The following is a 16,382-nucleotide window of genomic DNA, read 5'->3' as shown; positions in this document are numbered from 1 at the left end:
GACTGGAGGTGCGCAGGTGATCGGCTTCGTGTTCCCCGGCCAGGGAACGGTCCGGATCGGCATGGGCGGCTGGCTGCGCCGCGACCCGGTGGGCGCGGCGGTGGTCGCGCGCGCCGACGAGCTGCTGCCCGAACCGGTGTCGGAGCTGTGCGCCCGCGGGCCGCTGGACAGGCTCGTCGACACCCTGCACGCGCAGCCCGCCGTGACCGCGTGCAACCTCGCCGCGCTCGCGGTCCTGCGGGACCGCGGCGTGGAGCCGGACGTCGTCGCCGGGCACAGCGTCGGTGAGATCAGCGCGCTGTGCGCGGCGGGCGTGCTCGACGCCGACACGGCGCTGCGCCTGGTCGCCGTCCGCGCCCGGCTCATGGCCGACCTGCCGGACACCGGTGGCATGACGGCCGTGCTGGGGCTGACGCCGCACCGGGTGGAGGAGCTGGCCGCCGAGGCCGCAGGGCCGGACGAGCCGCTGGTCGTCGGTCTGGAGAACGCGCCGGACCACACCGTCGTCTCCGGCGCGACCGCCGCCGTCGAGCGGCTCGTCGCGCTGGCCACGGCGGCCGGCGCCCGCAAGGTGGTGGCGCTCAAGGTGAGCAACGCGTTCCACTCGCCGCTGATGGCGGGCGCGCTGGACGGCTGGGCCGAGGCGGTGCGCGCGACACCGATGCGCTCGCCGCGCGTCCCGGTGGTCCCGAACACGACCGCCGAACCCACCACGGACCTGCCGACCATTGTGGACGCCCTGATCGCTCAGTTCACGGAACGGGTGCGGTGGACGGAGACCATGCGCGTGCTCGCCGACGCTGAGACGCTGGTCGAGGTCGGCGACAGCAAGGTGCTCACCGGACTGCTCCGCGGCGTCGGCACCGGCTGCGTCAGCATGGCCGACCCGGCCGCCGTGCGCAGGCTGCGCCGCCCGGAGCCCGCGGCATGACCGGGTGGGGCAGCGCCGCGGTCGCCTTCGGCGAGCTGACCGCGCCGTGGCAGCTGGTCGAGCCGATGCCGCTGGAGGTCGTGTTCACCCGCCCGGAACGGCTGCGGTCCGGCGCCGGCCGCACCCTGCAGCACTGGGCGGGCCGGCTCGCGGCCAAGTACGCCGTGCTGCGCCTGCTGGACGAGCCCGTGACCGCGGAGAACCTGGGTGCGGTGGAGGTGCTGCCGCTGCCCGCTCCCCTCTGCAGCCGCACGGCGGCCTGCCTGCACGGTCACCCGCCGGGTGTGCGCCTGATCGGCCCGCTGGACGGCAGGGAGGCGCCGGGCACCCGCGTCCGGGTCTCCGTGAGCCACACCGCCGACCTCGCGTTCGCGGTGGCGCTGACCTCCGCCCGGCTGGCCGAGGACCACGACCTGGAAGCGGTGACCGCATGGACCTGATCGAGACCGCCGTGCGGTGGGCAGCGGCCTGGCGCGAGCGCGACGCCGCCGCCATCGCCGGCGCGGTGGCGGAGTTCGCCGACCCGGACACCCCGGAGCCGGTGGCGGGCGCGGACCTCGTCGCGCACGTCGAGGCCGTGCTGACCCGGTTCCCGGACCTGGTGCTCGACTTCGCACCGGCCGCCGACGCGGGCGGCACCGCCGTGCTCACCTGGACCCTGACCGGCACGCACCGCGCCCCCTACCTCGGGATACCGGGCACGGGCGGTGCGGCGCGGGTGGACGGCGTGGACGTGCTGACCGTCGTGGACGGCGCGGTGCGCGTGCGGCGCCACTTCGACCGGGTCGCCCTGGCCTCGTCGCTCGGCCACACGGCGCGCTTCCTGCTCAGCCACGACGAGGTGCAGGAGTACGGCATCAGCGCACGCACCACAGTGGACAGAACCGACTACCCGCGGGTGCTGACGTTCACCTACCTGGACGTCCGCGACGACGTCGAGGGCGCGGAGGTCGACCTGCTCAGCACCGAGGTGGTCAAGTCGATGCGCGCCTCCAAGGGCTTCCTCGGCATGAGCACGTTCGAGATCGGCGCCCGCAAGTACACGATCAGCGCCTTCGACCGCCCGGAGTCGGTCCGCGCCGTGCACGCCCGGCCGCACCAGCGGTCCCTGCGGAAGTTCTTCCGCGGCGGCCTGTGCACCGGCGCGTACACCAGCGTGTGGGTGCTGGAGCGGGAGAGCTTCCACCTGCGCTGCCCCGACTGCGAGGAGATGGTCGACGCGGGCGCGGGCAGGACCTGCGCGTGCGGCACCACCCCGACCCCCGACCCCCTGTTCTGACTTCTCCGTTCCGACGCTCTGTTCTGACGATGCCAGGAGCTGCCCGATGACGGTCTTCACCGCCGACCACCGGCCCGCGGCGGGCGGGCGACCGCTGGTGGCCTTCATGTCCGCCCTGTTCGCGGGTGGCTGGATCTGGGACCACCCGTTCACCGCCCTCGCCGACGCCGGGTGGCCGGTGCTGCGCACCGAAGAGCCCATCTGCGGCGTGGACGCGAAGATCGCGGGTTCCATCGAACGCCTCGGGGACGCCCTGATGGAGTCCGTGGACGCGGCCGGCGCGGAGGAGGTCGTGGTCTGCGCGAACTCCCTGGGAGGTCTGGTCGCCATCGACCTCGCCGGCCGTTTTCCTGACCGGGTGAAGGCCATCGCGGTCAGCGGTGCGCCCGGCCTGAGCGCCGACCCCGACGTGGGCCTGAACATGGACCGGCGCGGCGACGTGCGGTTGCAGGGCGAGCAGTTCCGCGACCGCATGCTGGCCGCCCTCTTCCACGGTGAGCCGCTGTTCACCGACGAGCAGGTGGAGTCGACCGCGCAGCTGCTGCGCCAGGGTTCCGCGATGGTCGCGATGGCCCGCAGCATCCGCGCCACCAGGACCTACCGGGTCGACCCGGCGATGGACAAGGTCACCTGCCCGTCGCTGTACGTCTGGGGCCGCCACGACCGCATGACGCCGATCGAGCCGTGGCTCGAACTGGTGCCACGGCACGCGAACACCGAGTTCGTCACCGTCGAGGACTGCGGGCACATCCCGATGATCGAGCGCGGCGAGGTCTACACCGCCGAGCTGCTGCGGTTCCTCGGCGAGGTCACCGGGTGACCGCGCCGCCGATGCTGTTCGGGGTGGACGTGGTCGACGTCGCCAGGGTCACCCGCGCCATGTCCTACAGCGGGCCCGCCTACACCCGGCACGTCGCCTCCCCCGGTGAGCGGGACCTGCACGCCGACCCCGGCCTCGCCACCGCGGCCGCGGTGGCGGTGAAGGAGTGCCTCGTGAAGGCGGTCGGCGGCCGGCCGCGCGGGTTCTCCTGGCACGACTTCGAGGCGTGCGGCGAGGCGCCGCCGCCCGGTGCGGAGTGGGCGGACGCGCTGCTGGCCGCCGCCGTGCCCGAGGTCGAGGCGGCCACCAGGGTCTCGATGACCGAGCGGTGCGCCTACACCGTGTTCGGCGCCAGCGGTTCGGCCGCACTGGCGCGGCTCACCGAGCGGTCCGCGGAGCCCGGCGACGGCGCGGCCGTCGCGGGCATGGCCCGGTGGGGTTTCCGCGGTGACCTGATCGTCGCCCTTGCCATACTGATCGCCACGCCGAGAGGAGCGCTGCGATGTCCGTGACCGAGGTCACGACCGAAGTCCGCATTCACCCCGGGGACTCCGTCCAGGAAGCGCTCGACGGCTGCGCACCGGGCGCGGTGCTGCGCCTGGCGGAGGGGACCTACGAGGGCAGCCTGGTGATCGGCCGCCCGGACGTGGCGCTCATCGGCGCGGGCGCCGGCCGCACGGTGATCGTGCCCGGTGCCGTCGCGCCCAGTGCCGTGCCGGCACTGCACGACGCGCCCGCCGACGTGGTCAGCGGCATCACCGTGCACGACGTGTCCGGTGTGACCGTCGAGGGCCTGACCGTGCGGGGCTTCTCCGGGGCGGGCGTCTACGCGCACACCGCCACCGGCTTGCGGCTCGTCGACGTCGAGTCGGCCGGCAACGCGGTGTGGGGCCTGTACGTGCGCGAGTCGGCCGCGGTGGAGGTGTTGCGCTGCCGTGCGGAGGGCAGCCAGTACGGCGGTATCGCGCTGGCGTTCTGCCCGGCCGCCGACGCGGTGATCGCCGACAGCGAGAGCACCGCCAACGCGTTCGGCGTGTTCGTCGACAACTCCAGTCGCGCGCGGGTGCTGCGCAACCGCTGCCACGGCAACGCGGCGGGCGTCCTGCTGCTGCACCAGACCTACGAGGGTGAGCTGCCCGGCGGCGTCGCCGACGTGCTCGTCGCGGACAACGACATCACCGGCAACACCCTGGCCTCCGGTGGCGACGAGCCCGGCGTGCTCGGTTTCGCCGGACCGCCGATCTCCGGCGTCGGCATCGCCGCCATCGGCGTCCAGCGCGTCGCGGTCGTCGGCAACCGGTTGCACGGCAACGAACCCACCGGTCCGTCGGTCATGGGCGCCGCGCTGGTGCTGGCCTCGTCCGCGGACTGGGGCGGCTCCGACTCGACCGACAACTCCTTCGAGTGGAACACCATCACCGGCAACAGCCCGTTCGACCTGCAGATCGGCACCGACCCCGGCAACCAGCGCTTCCGCAACAACGTGGTGGGCGCCTCCCAGCCGGAGCGGATCGACGGGTGCGGATCTTGATCGAGAGGACGACATGACGCCTGCGCTGGTGTGCGAGCGCCTGGTCAAGCGCTACGGCGACAAGACGGTGGTCGACCGGGTCGGCTTCCACATCGACGAGGGGGAGGCGTACGGGTTGCTCGGTCCCAACGGGGCCGGCAAGACCACGACCATCTCCATGCTCGTCGGGTTGCTGCGCCCGGACGAGGGTTCGGTGCGGGTCGGCGGCATCGACGTCGACGAGGACCCGATAGCCGCCAAGCGGCTCATCGGGTACGTGCCGCAGGAGATCGCGCTGTACCCGGAGCTGACCGCCAAGGAGAACCTGCGCTACTTCGGCAGGCTCCACGGCCTGCCGCGGCGTGAGCTGACCTCGCGCATCGGCGAGGTGCTCGACCTGGTCGGCCTGACCGGTCGTGGTGACGACAAGGTGGACACCTACTCCGGCGGCATGAAGCGGCGCACCAACATCGCCGTCGCCCTGCTGCACCGGCCGCGCCTGCTCATCCTCGACGAGCCGACGGTCGGCGTGGACCCGCAGAGCCGCGTCGCGATCCTGGACCGCGTCGAGGCGCTGGTCGGCGAGGGCATGAGCCTGCTCTACACCTCCCACTACATGGAGGAGGTGGAGCGGGTGTGCACGCGGGTCGGGATCATCGACCAGGGCCGCGTGGTCGCCGACGGGACCAAGCGCGAGCTCGTCGCCGAACTGGGCGGCACGGACCGGGTGGAGCTGACGCTGGACGGTGACGTCACCGCGGCGTCCGAGAAGCTGCGTGCCGTGGAAGGCGTGTCCGAGGCGGTGGTCACCGGGTCGTCGTCGATCCGGTTGCTCGTCGCCGACGGGCGGCACCTGCTGCCCGCGCTGCTGGCCGCCGTCGGTGACGCGGGAGCGGTGACCGGTGTCGAGGTCGTCGAACCCGACCTCGAAGCGGCGTTCTTGCACCTCACCGGCAGCACCCTGCGGGACTGACGCGGACCGGGCTAGGGATGGGCGAAAACCTTGGGTAAGAGCACTTTGCGTGCCCTGCTGGTCGTGGGCGGCCATGAGCTGCGGTCGCGGCTGCGGGACGGCACGGCGCCGTTGATCGCGCTCGTCGCGCCGATCCTGCTCGCGACGATGTTCGGGTTGGCGCTGGGCGGTGACGACGACCCGCCGCTCAAGGCGACCATCGGCGTGGTCGACCTCGACGGCGGTGAGTTCCCGGCGAGCGTGCAGCGCGAGGCGCTGAACACCGACGAGCTCAAGGGCGTGCTGACCTTCCGCCAGTACCCGGACGAGGCCGCGGCGCGCCGTGCGGTCGACGGCGGCGAGTCGGGTGCGGCCCTCGTGTTCCCCGCCGGGTTCAGCGAGGGCGTCGGCGCGGGCCGCGGCGGGCAGGTGGCCGTGCTGGAGTCACCCGAGTCGCCGCTGGCGGGTGTGGTGGCGCGCAGCATGGTCGACCGGATCTCGGCCCTGGTCGAGGCCAGGACGCTGGCCGTGCGCGCCTCGCTGGAGGCGGGCGTGCCCGCTGACCGGGTGCAGCTGTTCGTCGAGGAGAACGGCAAGGCCGGGCCGGCGCTGTCATTGGTCGGCGACCCGGTCGCGGGCGGGCGGGTCGACCTGGCTGTGCACTACGGCGCGGGCATGGCGGTGATGTTCGCGTTCTTCGTCGTCGGCACCACCGCCCGCAGCCTGCTCAGCGAGCGGCAGAACGGCACGCTCGACCGGATGCGCGCCGCCCCGGTGCCACTGTGGACGGCGCTGGTGGGCAAGAGCGCGGTCGGGTTCGGGCTGGCGCTGGTCAGCATGTGCGCGACCTGGCTGTCGTCCGTGCTGATCTTCGGCGCGAGCTGGGGCAACCCACTCGGGGTGTTCGGGTTGCTGCTGGCGCACGTGTTCGCGGCGACAGCGATCGTGATGCTGGTGGCCAGCCGCGCGAAGACCGATGCGCAGGCCGACGGCTACACGCTCGGCGTGGCGTTCGTGTTCGCGTTCCTGGGCGGCAGCATCGTGCCCGTCTACAACCTGCCGGAGTGGCTGCGCGGCATCTCGCTGATCACGCCCAACGGGTGGGTGTCGGCGGGCCTGTCGGAACTGGCGGGCACCGGCGCGGGCCCGTCCGCCGTGCTCGTGCCGATCGCCGTGGTCACCGGCATCGGCGTCGTCGCGGGCACGGTGGCGTTGCTCGGCTTCCGCAAGGGCAGGTTCGCATGAGTCCCCGTCCCGTCACCGCGCTGGTGCTGGCCAACCTGAAGCGCCAGCTGCGCGACAAGGTCGGCATGTTCTTCATCGTCGTCATGCCGTTCGTGACGATCGTGTTCGTCGGTCTGGCCCTGGGTGGCGACGCGGCGGACGCGAAGCTGCCGGTGGCCGTGGTCGCCGACACCTCCGACCCGGTGTCGGCGGCCGTGGTCGCCGAGCTGGAGTCCGACCAGGCGCTGGAGGTGCGGCGAGCGGAGTCCGCGCAGGAGGTCCGCGACGACGTCCGCCGCGGCGAGCTGGCCGCGGGGCTGGTCGTGACACCGGGCGACACCGAGCTCGAACTGGTCATGACCCAGACCAGCGGCAGCGGCATGGCCGCGCGCAGCGAGATCGACGTGGCGGTCGGCAAGGTGGCGGCGGTGCTGGAGGCGACCCGCGCGGCACGGGCGGCGGGCGCGTCATCGGAGCAGGCCGAGCAGTACGTGCGCAAGGCGAAGGAGGAGTCGGTGGCCGTCACCGTCGCCTCGACAGGAGGCGACGAGCCCGCCAAACCGACCGGCTTCGCCTACACCGCACCCGCGAACCTGCTGCTGTTCACGTTCGTCAACTCGATGGCCGTCGCCGCCGCACTGGTCGAGAGCCGCCGCATCGGCATGGTCCGCCGCTCCCTGGCCGCACCGGTGCGGCGGAGCCAGGTGCTGCTGGGCGAGGCGCTGAGCCGGTTCGCGGTGGCGCTCGCGCAGTCCCTGCTGATCATCGTGGTGAGCCGGTTCCTGTTCGACGTGCGGTGGGGCGACCCGCTGGGCGTGGGCGTGGTCGTCGCACTGTTCTGCCTCATCGCCACGGGCGCCGCGATGCTGGTCGGCGCCTTGGTGCGCTCACCGCAGCAGGCACCGGCCATCGGTCCCCCGGTCGGCATCGTGCTGGGCATGCTGGGCGGCTGCCTGTGGCCGCGCGAGGTGGCCGGCGAGGTGCTGGGCACGATCGGCTACCTGTTCCCGCACTCGTGGGCGATGGACGCGCTGCTCACCCTGTCCCGTCCGTCGGCGGGGCTGGGGTCGGTCCTGGTCGAGGCCGGGGTCCTGGCGGGCATGGCGGTGGTGGTGCTCGGTGTCGCGCTGGTGGTGTTCCAGCGACGGGCGCTGGCGTCGGTGTAGGCGGGTGGGGTGTCGCCCCGGGCACCGGGACGCTCCCGGCGAACGGGTGGCCCGGATCTTGGCCGGCCTGCGCCGGTTCGGCCCTGTCGACCAGGTGCCGCGGGCACGGCGTGAGGCCGGCCCCCGCGAGGGGTGCCGGCCTCACGCCGTCAGTTCGCCGCCAGGTCCCAGCCGGTCCAGCCGTGCCCGATCTGCGTGCCGACGCCGAACCCGCCGGTCCCGGTGCCGATCCACTGCCAGAGCGTGTTGTCCGACGTGCGGATGGCCACGAGGTCGGCTTTGCCGTCGCCGTTGACGTCCATCGACGTCATCTGCCGGAACGCGTTCCAGCCCTGCCCGACCTGCACCGCGGTGGCGAAGTCGGCGCCGCTGCGCTTCCAGAAGAACAGCTCACCGGCGGTGTCGGTCGCCCAGATGTCGCCGTCACCGTCCCCGTCGGCGTCCGCGGCGGTGTGCCGGAACAGCGAAGCCCAGCCCGCACCCACGAGGTCGCGCTCGGCGAACCTGCCGTTGCCGCGGCCGACGTAGAGGTACATCTTGCCGCCGTCGCGGGCCAGGATGTCGGTTCGGTTGTCGCCGTTCACGTCGCCGAACGCGACGTTCTCCATGGACGCCCAGCCGGTGCCGACGGTCGCCGCCGCGGCGAAGGTGCCGTCGCCGCGGTTGTTCCAGTAGTAGAGCGCGCCGTTGCTGATGGCCCACAGGTCCGCCCAGCCGTCGGCGTTCGAGTCGCCGATGCCGATCCGGGTGAACTTCCCCCAGCCCACGCCGAGTTGCACGCCGGCCGCGAACCCGCCGCCGGCACGGCCCTTGTAGATCCACGCGTTGCCGTTCGGGTCCACCCCCAGCGCGTCGTCGTACTTGTCGCCGTTCACGCTCTTGGACGCAAGCACTGGCGCCGGTGGAGAGCCGATGGCCGCGCGGGCGTCGTCCACGAACTCCTTGTAGCGGCCGGACTTGTAGGTCGACCACGGCGTCCAGTCCGTGCCCTGGTCGGAGATCCGGTACGCCTCCCGCGCGTTGCACGCGGCGTTGTAGGCGCAGGAGTCGCTGACCTCGGGGTGCCAGTAGTCGTTGATCTGCCAGAGGCCGCGGTCGACCGAGCTGTGGCTGTCGCTGTTCACGTACCGGGCGAGCGGGTCACACCGGGACTCCGCCATGCCGACCGCCACCGCGACGACCAGCTTCTCACCGGTGAACCCGGCGGTGCGGCCGTTGGACACGCACAGGTCGATGTCACCGGCGGCCTGAGCGGGCAGGGCGAAACAGGTCAGAGCGGCGGCCGTGGCCAGGAGTCCGGGCAGGATGCGCACGTCAGTTCACCGCCAGGTCGAAGCCGGACCAGCCGTGGCCGATCTGCGTCGCCCTGCCGAACCTGCCCGCGCCGCCGCCCAGCCACTGCCAGAGCGTGTTGTCCGACGTGCGGATGGCCACGAGGTCGGCCTTCGCGTCGCCGTTGACGTCCATCGACACGACCTGGCGGAAGCCGTTCCAGCCGCTGCCGACCTGCTCGCCCGTCGCGTAGCCGCCGGAGTCCTTGCGCCAGAAGAAGAGCTCGCCCGAGCCGTTGGTCGCCCAGATGTCGCCGTCGCCGTCCGCGTCGGCGTCACCGCCCGTGTGCCGGGCGTAGCCCGACCAGCCCTCGCCGAGCAGCGACCGCGCGGAGAACGCGCCACTGCCCTGTCCGGTGTAGACGTACATCTTGCCGCCGTCGCGGGCGAGGACGTCGGTCTTGTTGTCCCCGTTGATGTCCACGAAGGACACGTACTCGTAGGCGTTCCAGCCGGGGCCGATCACGCGGGCCACGGCGAACGTGCCGTCGCCCCGGTTGTTCCAGTAGTGCAGCGAGCCGTCGCGGATGGCGAACAGGTCGGCCCAGCCGTCGGCGTTGGAGTCGTTCACGGCGATGCGCGAGAAGTCGTTCCAGCCGGTACCGATCTGGACAGCGGCGTCGAAGCCCCCGCCCGCCCTGCCCTTGTAGAGCCACGCGTTGCCGGAGGGGTCGATGCCGACCGCGTCGTCGTACCTGTCGCCGTTGACGCTCTTGGCCGCGCGGTTGACCGTGCCGCAGTTCTGGCTGACGTACGTCTCGGTGCCGCCGGCGTAGTCGAACGGGTCGCCGTGGAACGAGGCCGGCCGGATGTAGTCGGGATAGCTCTGGCCGCTTCCCCGGTTGCGGAACTCGAAGTGCAGGTGGGCGGACAGGCCCGAGGTGTTGCCGTCGGTGTTGCCGACCGTGCCGATCACCTGGCCCTGCCGCACGGTGTCGCCGTCGTGCACCGACTTCTTGTCGAGGTGCGCGTACAGCGTCGAATAGCCGCCGCCGTGGTCGATCTCCAGGTAGTTGCCGTAGGCGGAGGTCTCGCCACCCTCCGCGCTCACGGTGCCCGCCGCCGCGGCGAGCACGGGCTCACCGAGGTCCTCGTTGCCCGAGGTGCCGGACATGTTCCAGTCGATCTCGTTGTTGCGGTGCGCGCTGCTGGCACCGGAGTTGCCCACCCACGAGGTGCCGCAGATGAACGGCAGCTCGAGTGCGGGAGCGGCGGCCTGGGCGGTGGTGGGCACGAGCACCAGCGCGGCGACGGTGGCGATGACGCCGGCGACCGCGCTGCTGATTCTGAGTAACATCGCGCAATTTCCGTTTCTTCCGGGAGATGAATCCCTGGATTACACGGAAATGACCTACACGGACCCTACACGCGGCAGATGGCGGACTTCAGCCGGTCCACGGGCGACCACGCGTGTCGATCACGGTGACGTCCCGCAGAACGCCGAAGGCGACGAGCAAGGCCTTCGACCTCGAGACCTGCAAACAGCGTCAGGCTCTGACCTACCTCGACGCAGGCCCTAGTCCCCCTGGTCGCCCCGCCGCTGACCACGGCGGTGGGCCGCGCGGGCGATCGCGTGGCTGGACACGGGCGAGGTCAGCGCGATGAACACGATCGCGAGCACGGCGAAGGTGATCGTCGCGGCGTCCTCGGTCGCGACCGAGGACGCGAGGATCGCGATCACACCGGGACCGGTGGCCAACCCCTGGGCGTGCAGCTGGCCGTAGGTGCCGGGCAGCCGCAGGACGCCGACGAGGCTGATCGTGAGCAGCACCAGACCGAGCAGCAACAGCACACCGCCGACCACGTCGAGCACGACCGAGATCATCCGAACGGCCCTCCCCTGTCGAGGTACCGAGCCGTGGCCACGGTGGCGACGAAGGACATCAGGGCGAGCGCCACCGCGGCGTCGAGGTAGTACGGCTGGTCCCTCACGAAGCTCAGCAGGGCCAGCAACGCGATGACGACCACCGCCAGGAGGTCGAGTGCGACGATCCGCTGGAGCACGTCACGGGCGCGGGCCAGCACCAGGCCGCCGGCGACCAGCAGCAGTGTCACCCAGATGAGGGCGGGGACGATGACGAAGGCAGGCATGGGCGGTCAGGGGAACACGCGGCGCTGGCGCCGCTCGTAGGAGTCGGTCTGCGCGGCGATCACGGCATCGGGATCACGCGCGTCGAGCACGTGCAACAACATCGTCCCCTTCCGCTCGTCGATCTCGACGACGACGGTGTCCGGCACGAACCCGACCCTGATCCCCCAGGCCGCCGCGGCGGCCGGCCCGCTGGGCGGTATCGGCACCTCGACGAGGCCACCGTGCGGCAGACCTCGCCCGACGAGGCACCGCACGGTGTCCCACGTGCCCTTCGCCAGGTCCACGACCGTCCCTCCGATCAGCGCCGGCACACCGGCCAGCCTGCGCGGCAACGACGAGCTCGGCGCCGGCTGCGACGAGCTCACCCTGGCGGCTGCCACCACCACCAGGGTCGAGAGCACCAGGCCGGTGGCGACGTCCCCCGGATGCAGGCTCGTCAGCACCAGCAGGTAGATCGTGGTGAGCACGACGACACGGACCAGCAGTGCGAGCATCCCTACCTCCCTCGTCATCCCGGGGCACCGGCCAGCAGGGCGTCGACCGCCTGACCGCTGAGCGCGAGCAGCGGTTCCGGCCACAGGCCGGTGGCCAGCACGAGCAGGGCCAGCACGGCGGTGATCAGCCGCTGCGGCAACGGGCTGCGCGCACCGGCCGGCGGCGGGCCTTCGCGCCAGAAGCGGCGTTGGTAGACCTGGAACAGGTACACCAGCGAGAGCACGCTGCCGGCCACGAGGAGCACGACGAGCGCGACGCTGCCGGCCACGACCCCGGTGCGGAACAGTTCGAGCTTGCCGACGAACCCCGCTGTGGGCGGCACCCCCGCCACGCTGAGGGCCCCGATCGCGAACGCGGCGGCGACCAGCGGCCCGCGCGTCCCGGAGGCCAGGAACAGCAACGCCTTGTTCAGCGAGTTGACCACGCTGTAGAGCACCGCGGCGGTCAGCCCGACCGGTCCGCCCACCCCCAGGGCGACGAGCACGTACCCCACCTGTCCGATCGCGGAGTAGGCCAGCATCTCGGCGGTGTCGCCGCGACCGATGGCCAGCACCCCGCCGTAGACGATCGACGCGGCACCCAGGACGGCGAGCGCCACTCCCGTCAGCCGCAGCTGTTCCGGGAAGATCCCGGCGCCGAAGCGCAGGAGGCCGTAGGCGCCGATGTTCGCCACCGCACCGCTGAGGATGGCCGCGACGGCCGGCCGGGAGCCGGCGTAGACGGTCGGCAGCCAGAAGTGGAACGGGAACAGGCCCAGCTTCACGCTGAACGCGATGAAGAACCCGGCCGCGATGAGGATCGCGGCGTTGGGGTTCACAGTCAGCATGCGCTGGGCGACCTGGTCCATCGCGAGGGTTCCGGTCACCCGGTACGCACCGGCCACGGACAGCAGGAAGATGAAGGAGCCCAGGAGGTTCACCGCGGTGAACACCAGTGCGGCCCGCAGCTGGCGCCGTTTGCCCCCGTAGGCGCTGAGCGCGTACGACGCGGTCATGGCCAGTTCGAAGAAGACGTAGAAGGTGAACACGTCGGCCGTGACGAACAGACCGGTCAGCCCGGCGGCGAGCAGCACGACCAGACCGGGGAAGGTCCGTGACCGCACCCGGCCGATCGCCTCGTGCGCGGCGCCGGCCAGCAGCACGAGCACCGAGAGCCACGCGAAGGCGACGCCCAGTGCGTCCGCGCGCAGCACGATGCCGACGCCGGGCGCCCAGCCACCGGTGACGACCTCGCTGCCGCCCCCGGTGAACACCTCGACGGCGAGGACGCCCAGCACGGCGAGCGTCACCAGGAGCGACACGACGGCAAGCCAGGTCACCACGCGCCGGCGCCCGTCGAACGCGACGAGCAGGACACCCGAGACCCACGGCACGAGGAGCGCGACCGACATCAGCATCAGCGGACCAGCCCGTCCTCGGTGTGCGGCTCCCACTCCTCGTCGGGTCCGTTCTCGACCTCCTCGCGTTCGGCCCGCCGTTCCGCTTCCAGCCCGGCGTCGTGCTCGGACTCGGTCGCGGCCAGTTCGTCCTGCTCGGTGGTCCGGAAGACCACGATGGCCCGGTGCACCAGGGCGAGCAGCATCGCCACCGTTGCCAGGCCGATGACCAGGGCGGTCAGCGCGAGCGCCTGGGGCAGCGGATCGCTCACCAGGTCACCGGGCCGCACCGCGATCGCCGCCTGACCTCGGCTCAGGCTCGACGCGAGCAGCGTGACGACGGCGCACTGCGAGATCAACATGATGCCCGCCACCATGCGGATGAGGTCCCGTTTGAGCAGCAGGTAGGCGCCGGAACCGAACAGGACGGCGGCGGTGAGGGCGAAGGCGAGGATCACCGCGTGCGCTCCCCTCTCGGCCGGGCCAGGTGGTGCACCAGGATCGTCAGCACGCCGACGACCAGCAGGAACACCCCGATGTCGAACAGCAGCGGGGTGAACAGCTCCAGTGCGCCGATCTTGACGACGTGTTCTCCTGGGCCGGGGCGGTGCGACACCGGCGGCCGGCCGAGCGCGAGGGGGAAGAACCCGCTGGCGAGAGCGAGGAGCAGACCACCCACGGCGAGCTTCGGCGCGTGGCGCAGCAACGGCAGCGCGGACTCCGCCGCCTCGGCCCCGAGGGCCACGTAGACCAGCGAGATCGCGAGCGCCACGATCACCCCGGCGGCGAAGCCGTCACCCACCTCGGCGTAGCCCTTGACGATCAGCGCGGCCGCGACCACGACGCTGGGGCCGGGCAGCCGCCGGGCGACCACCCGGACCACGGAGTCCGGGGTGTCGTCGCCGTCACCGGGGCTCACCACAGCCGCCCGCGCCGGATCAGGGTGGCCACGCCGACCACCGCCGCGAGCAGGACGGTGATCTCCACCAGGGTGTCCAAGCCGCGGAAGTCGGCCACGATCACCGTGACGACGTCGCCGCCGTGCGCGTCCGGTGTGAGCCGGATGTGCTCCGCGGACACGCTGTCCGGCGCCGGCTGGGACAGGAAGCCCCACACCGACACGAAGACGGCGAGCCCTGCGACGGCACCCGCGAGTGCGTCGCGCCGGCGTCGCCTGCGCAGCGGGACGGCCGGGTCCCTCACCGGCTGGGCGTCGGGCATCCTGGCCAGTGCCGCGACGAAGACCAGGGTCAGCATGGTCTCGACCACGACGGCGACCAGTGCGACGTCCGGGGCGCCGAGCAACGCGTACTGCGCCGCCAGTGCGAAGCCGACCACGGACAGGGCCAGCGCCACGGCGATCCGGGAACGGGACCTGGCGATGACCGCGGTCGTGACGACGACCAGCCCGAGCAGCGGCAAGATCACCCAGTCGACCCCCGCGACCGGGCCGACGACGTACGCGCCCGCGGTGGGGGTGGCCGCGAACGCCAGACCGATCAGCACACCGGCCGGAACGAGCACCGCGGCGATGCTGGTGCGCAGGTCCCGCACCTCGCGGTCGTGCAGCACGGACGACAGCCGGTCCAGCCCGTGCAGCGCCGCCTCGTAGGCCCGTCTCGGTCCCCACCGCTCCCCCGCCGCGGCCACGGCCAGCGACACCCGGCCCGTGACCCGCGGCAGGGCCAGCAGCAGCCCGCCCAACCCCCACGCGGCGAGCGCCATCAGGTTCTCCGGGCGCGCGTCGAGGTGGTAGGCCGGGGACAGGGCGACCTGTTCTCCGGCCGAGACCCCTGCCGCGTCCTCCGCCAGCCGCGCGAACGGTTCCACCACCACACCACCGATCACCGCGACCACGGCCAAGATCGCGACGGGGGTGACGAGCAGCCCGGCGGAGGTGACCACCTCGCCGCGCCGGGGCCCGAGGAACAGCGCCGTCCAGAACCGGCCGATGTAGGCGAACGTCAGCACCGCGGCGAGAACGGCCAGCGCGGCGGTCATCGGTCCGTGCTCCAACGCCGCGGTGAAGAACAGCTCGTCCTTGAAGAACCCGACTGTCAGCGGCAGCGCGGCCAGCGTTGCCGACGCGGCTCCGGCCGCGACGGCGAGCACGGGCATGCGGCGGCCGAGGCCGCCCAGCCTGGACAGCCGGTCCTCGCCGGTGGCCGTGGTGACCGCGCCCGCGGTCATGAACAGAGCGCTCTTGGCCACGCCGTGCGCCAGCACGTAGAACGCCGCGGCGCCGTTGCCCGCGGCTCCCCCGATGCCGTACATCATGACCACGTAGCCGTACTGCGAGATCGTGGAGTACGCGAGCACCTGCTTGAGCCGGTCACGCCGCAGTGCCAGCACCCCTCCCACGACCACCGACGTCGCCCCGACGACCAGCAGGCCGGTCAGCACGGCCTCGGTGCGGGCCAGCAGCGGGTGCACCCGGCCGATCACCAGCACACCGGCCGCGACCATCGCCGCCGAGTGCAGGTAGGCCGACACCGGGGTGGGCGCCGCCATCGCCCTGGGCAGCCAGAAGTGCAGCGGGACCTGGGCGCTCTTGGCCAGCGCTGCCACCGCCAGCAACGCGCCCGCGACGGCGGTGGTCGTCGAGGAGTCGTTGTGCGCCAGCAACTCCGGGATGGAGAACGTGCCGTGCCGCGCGTAGAGCAGCACCGCGGCCACGAGCATCGCCACGGCCGCGATCACGGTGACGAGCAACGCCATCAACGCCGAGGTCCGCGCTTCGCGATCAGCCCGGTCGAACCCGATGAGGAAGTACGAGCACACCGCCGTCAGGTCGAAGAACACGAACACCAGCACGAGGTCCTGAGCGGTCGCCAGGCCCACCATGGACACGGCGAACAGCAGCATCCACGGCCAGAACCGCCACCGCTCCACCACCGATCGGCGCTGGTGCTCCAGGTGCAGGGTCAGGTAGCGCGTGCCGTAAGCGAAGACGAGGGCGCCGACACCGGTGGCCAGCAACCCGTACAGGGCGCTGAGACCGTCGAAGGTGAAGCTCAGCCGCAGATTCAGGCTCGGGGCCCAGGGGGCGGAGAACCCGCCGCCTCCGGCCAGCCAGCCGAGCAGGCACAGCACGAACCCCGCGGCCGCGGCGGCGCAGGCCGTCCACCCCTGCCAGTCGGCAGCCGGCTCGGCACGGGTCTCGCCGTCGTCAGGTGGTGCCGCGCCTCCGCTTCGCACGGTCACGGC

General features: G+C 72.3%; 18 protein-coding genes. 9 read left to right on the top strand and 9 right to left on the bottom strand.

Going from position 1 to position 16,382, the window contains the following annotated elements; translation table 11 throughout:
- Nucleotides 1-16 precede the first annotated feature (16 nt).
- The 9 genes from ACZ7CH_RS08835 to ACZ7CH_RS08795 are packed head-to-tail and all read left to right on the top strand — an operon-like array spanning nucleotide 17 to nucleotide 7,882.
- Nucleotides 17-931 (top strand): ACP S-malonyltransferase, encoded by a 915-nt coding sequence (locus ACZ7CH_RS08835; protein WP_360393490.1) that lies wholly within the window; start codon nucleotides 17-19, stop codon nucleotides 929-931.
- A complete protein-coding gene (locus tag ACZ7CH_RS08830) occupies nucleotides 928-1,371 on the top strand; it encodes a holo-ACP synthase (protein WP_360393487.1) in 444 nt (147 codons plus the stop codon). Before ACZ7CH_RS08835 ends, ACZ7CH_RS08830 begins: the two co-directional genes overlap by 4 nt.
- Nucleotides 1,362-2,210: an ester cyclase gene (locus tag ACZ7CH_RS08825; RefSeq protein ID WP_360393484.1), complete on the top strand. Its 849-nt coding sequence runs from the start codon at nucleotides 1,362-1,364 to the stop codon at nucleotides 2,208-2,210. The genes ACZ7CH_RS08830 and ACZ7CH_RS08825 overlap by 10 nt, the downstream gene beginning before the upstream one ends.
- 46 nt (nucleotides 2,211-2,256) lie before the next feature.
- The gene (locus ACZ7CH_RS08820; RefSeq protein WP_458431593.1) at nucleotides 2,257-3,030 is read left to right on the top strand and encodes an alpha/beta fold hydrolase; all 774 of its coding nucleotides are present in this window, start codon (nucleotides 2,257-2,259) and stop codon (nucleotides 3,028-3,030) included.
- A complete protein-coding gene (locus ACZ7CH_RS08815) occupies nucleotides 3,027-3,542 on the top strand; it encodes a holo-ACP synthase (protein ID WP_360393479.1) in 516 nt (171 codons plus the stop codon). The genes ACZ7CH_RS08820 and ACZ7CH_RS08815 overlap by 4 nt, the downstream gene beginning before the upstream one ends.
- The gene (locus tag ACZ7CH_RS08810; RefSeq protein ID WP_458431592.1) at nucleotides 3,533-4,561 is read left to right on the top strand and encodes a right-handed parallel beta-helix repeat-containing protein; all 1,029 of its coding nucleotides are present in this window, start codon (nucleotides 3,533-3,535) and stop codon (nucleotides 4,559-4,561) included. The genes ACZ7CH_RS08815 and ACZ7CH_RS08810 overlap by 10 nt, the downstream gene beginning before the upstream one ends.
- A 13-nt stretch (nucleotides 4,562-4,574) precedes the next feature.
- The gene (locus ACZ7CH_RS08805) at nucleotides 4,575-5,513 is read left to right on the top strand and encodes an ABC transporter ATP-binding protein (RefSeq protein ID WP_360393474.1); all 939 of its coding nucleotides are present in this window, start codon (nucleotides 4,575-4,577) and stop codon (nucleotides 5,511-5,513) included.
- 30 nt (nucleotides 5,514-5,543) lie between these two features.
- Nucleotides 5,544-6,737: an ABC transporter permease gene (locus ACZ7CH_RS08800; RefSeq protein WP_360393471.1), complete on the top strand. Its 1,194-nt coding sequence runs from the start codon at nucleotides 5,544-5,546 to the stop codon at nucleotides 6,735-6,737.
- Nucleotides 6,734-7,882, top strand: coding sequence for an ABC transporter permease (locus tag ACZ7CH_RS08795; RefSeq protein WP_360393469.1), 1,149 nt, complete (start codon nucleotides 6,734-6,736; stop codon nucleotides 7,880-7,882). Before ACZ7CH_RS08800 ends, ACZ7CH_RS08795 begins: the two co-directional genes overlap by 4 nt.
- Before the next feature lie 149 nt (nucleotides 7,883-8,031).
- On the opposite strand, the gene ACZ7CH_RS08790 is transcribed toward ACZ7CH_RS08795, so the two are convergent.
- The 9 genes from ACZ7CH_RS08790 to mbhE all read right to left on the bottom strand — a co-directional run bounded on the left by ACZ7CH_RS08790 (nucleotide 8,032) and on the right by mbhE (nucleotide 16,379).
- On the bottom strand, nucleotides 8,032-9,195 hold the full coding sequence (locus tag ACZ7CH_RS08790; RefSeq protein WP_470373493.1) for an FG-GAP-like repeat-containing protein: 1,164 nt from the start codon (nucleotides 9,193-9,195) through the stop codon (nucleotides 8,032-8,034).
- Nucleotide 9,196: 1 nt separating this feature from the next.
- Nucleotides 9,197-10,510, bottom strand: coding sequence for a peptidoglycan DD-metalloendopeptidase family protein (locus ACZ7CH_RS08785; RefSeq protein ID WP_470373492.1), 1,314 nt, complete (start codon nucleotides 10,508-10,510; stop codon nucleotides 9,197-9,199).
- Between the two features lie 219 nt (nucleotides 10,511-10,729).
- Entirely contained in the window at nucleotides 10,730-11,038 is a 309-nt protein-coding gene (gene mnhG, locus ACZ7CH_RS08780; protein ID WP_360393461.1) for a monovalent cation/H(+) antiporter subunit G, read from the bottom strand.
- A complete protein-coding gene (locus ACZ7CH_RS08775) occupies nucleotides 11,035-11,304 on the bottom strand; it encodes an MrpF/PhaF family protein (protein ID WP_360393459.1) in 270 nt (89 codons plus the stop codon). The genes mnhG and ACZ7CH_RS08775 overlap by 4 nt, the downstream gene beginning before the upstream one ends.
- A gap of 6 nt (nucleotides 11,305-11,310) precedes the next feature.
- Nucleotides 11,311-11,799, bottom strand: coding sequence for a Na+/H+ antiporter subunit E (locus tag ACZ7CH_RS08770; RefSeq protein WP_470373491.1), 489 nt, complete (start codon nucleotides 11,797-11,799; stop codon nucleotides 11,311-11,313).
- Between the two features lie 14 nt (nucleotides 11,800-11,813).
- Nucleotides 11,814-13,190, bottom strand: a complete 1,377-nt coding sequence (locus ACZ7CH_RS08765; RefSeq protein WP_470373490.1) for a complex I subunit 5 family protein — start codon at nucleotides 13,188-13,190, stop codon at nucleotides 11,814-11,816.
- A gap of 5 nt (nucleotides 13,191-13,195) precedes the next feature.
- Nucleotides 13,196-13,633, bottom strand: a complete 438-nt coding sequence (locus tag ACZ7CH_RS08760; protein WP_470373489.1) for a sodium:proton antiporter — start codon at nucleotides 13,631-13,633, stop codon at nucleotides 13,196-13,198.
- On the bottom strand, nucleotides 13,630-14,094 hold the full coding sequence (locus ACZ7CH_RS08755; protein WP_458431587.1) for an MnhB domain-containing protein: 465 nt from the start codon (nucleotides 14,092-14,094) through the stop codon (nucleotides 13,630-13,632). The genes ACZ7CH_RS08760 and ACZ7CH_RS08755 overlap by 4 nt, the downstream gene beginning before the upstream one ends.
- Entirely contained in the window at nucleotides 14,091-16,379 is a 2,289-nt protein-coding gene (mbhE, locus tag ACZ7CH_RS08750) for a hydrogen gas-evolving membrane-bound hydrogenase subunit E (RefSeq protein WP_470373488.1), read from the bottom strand. Before mbhE ends, ACZ7CH_RS08755 begins: the two co-directional genes overlap by 4 nt.
- Nucleotides 16,380-16,382 lie beyond the last annotated feature (3 nt).

The sequence above is a fragment of the Lentzea sp. NPDC037011 genome, from assembly GCF_055607425.1.
This window is presented reverse-complemented; position numbering and strand designations above follow the sequence as displayed.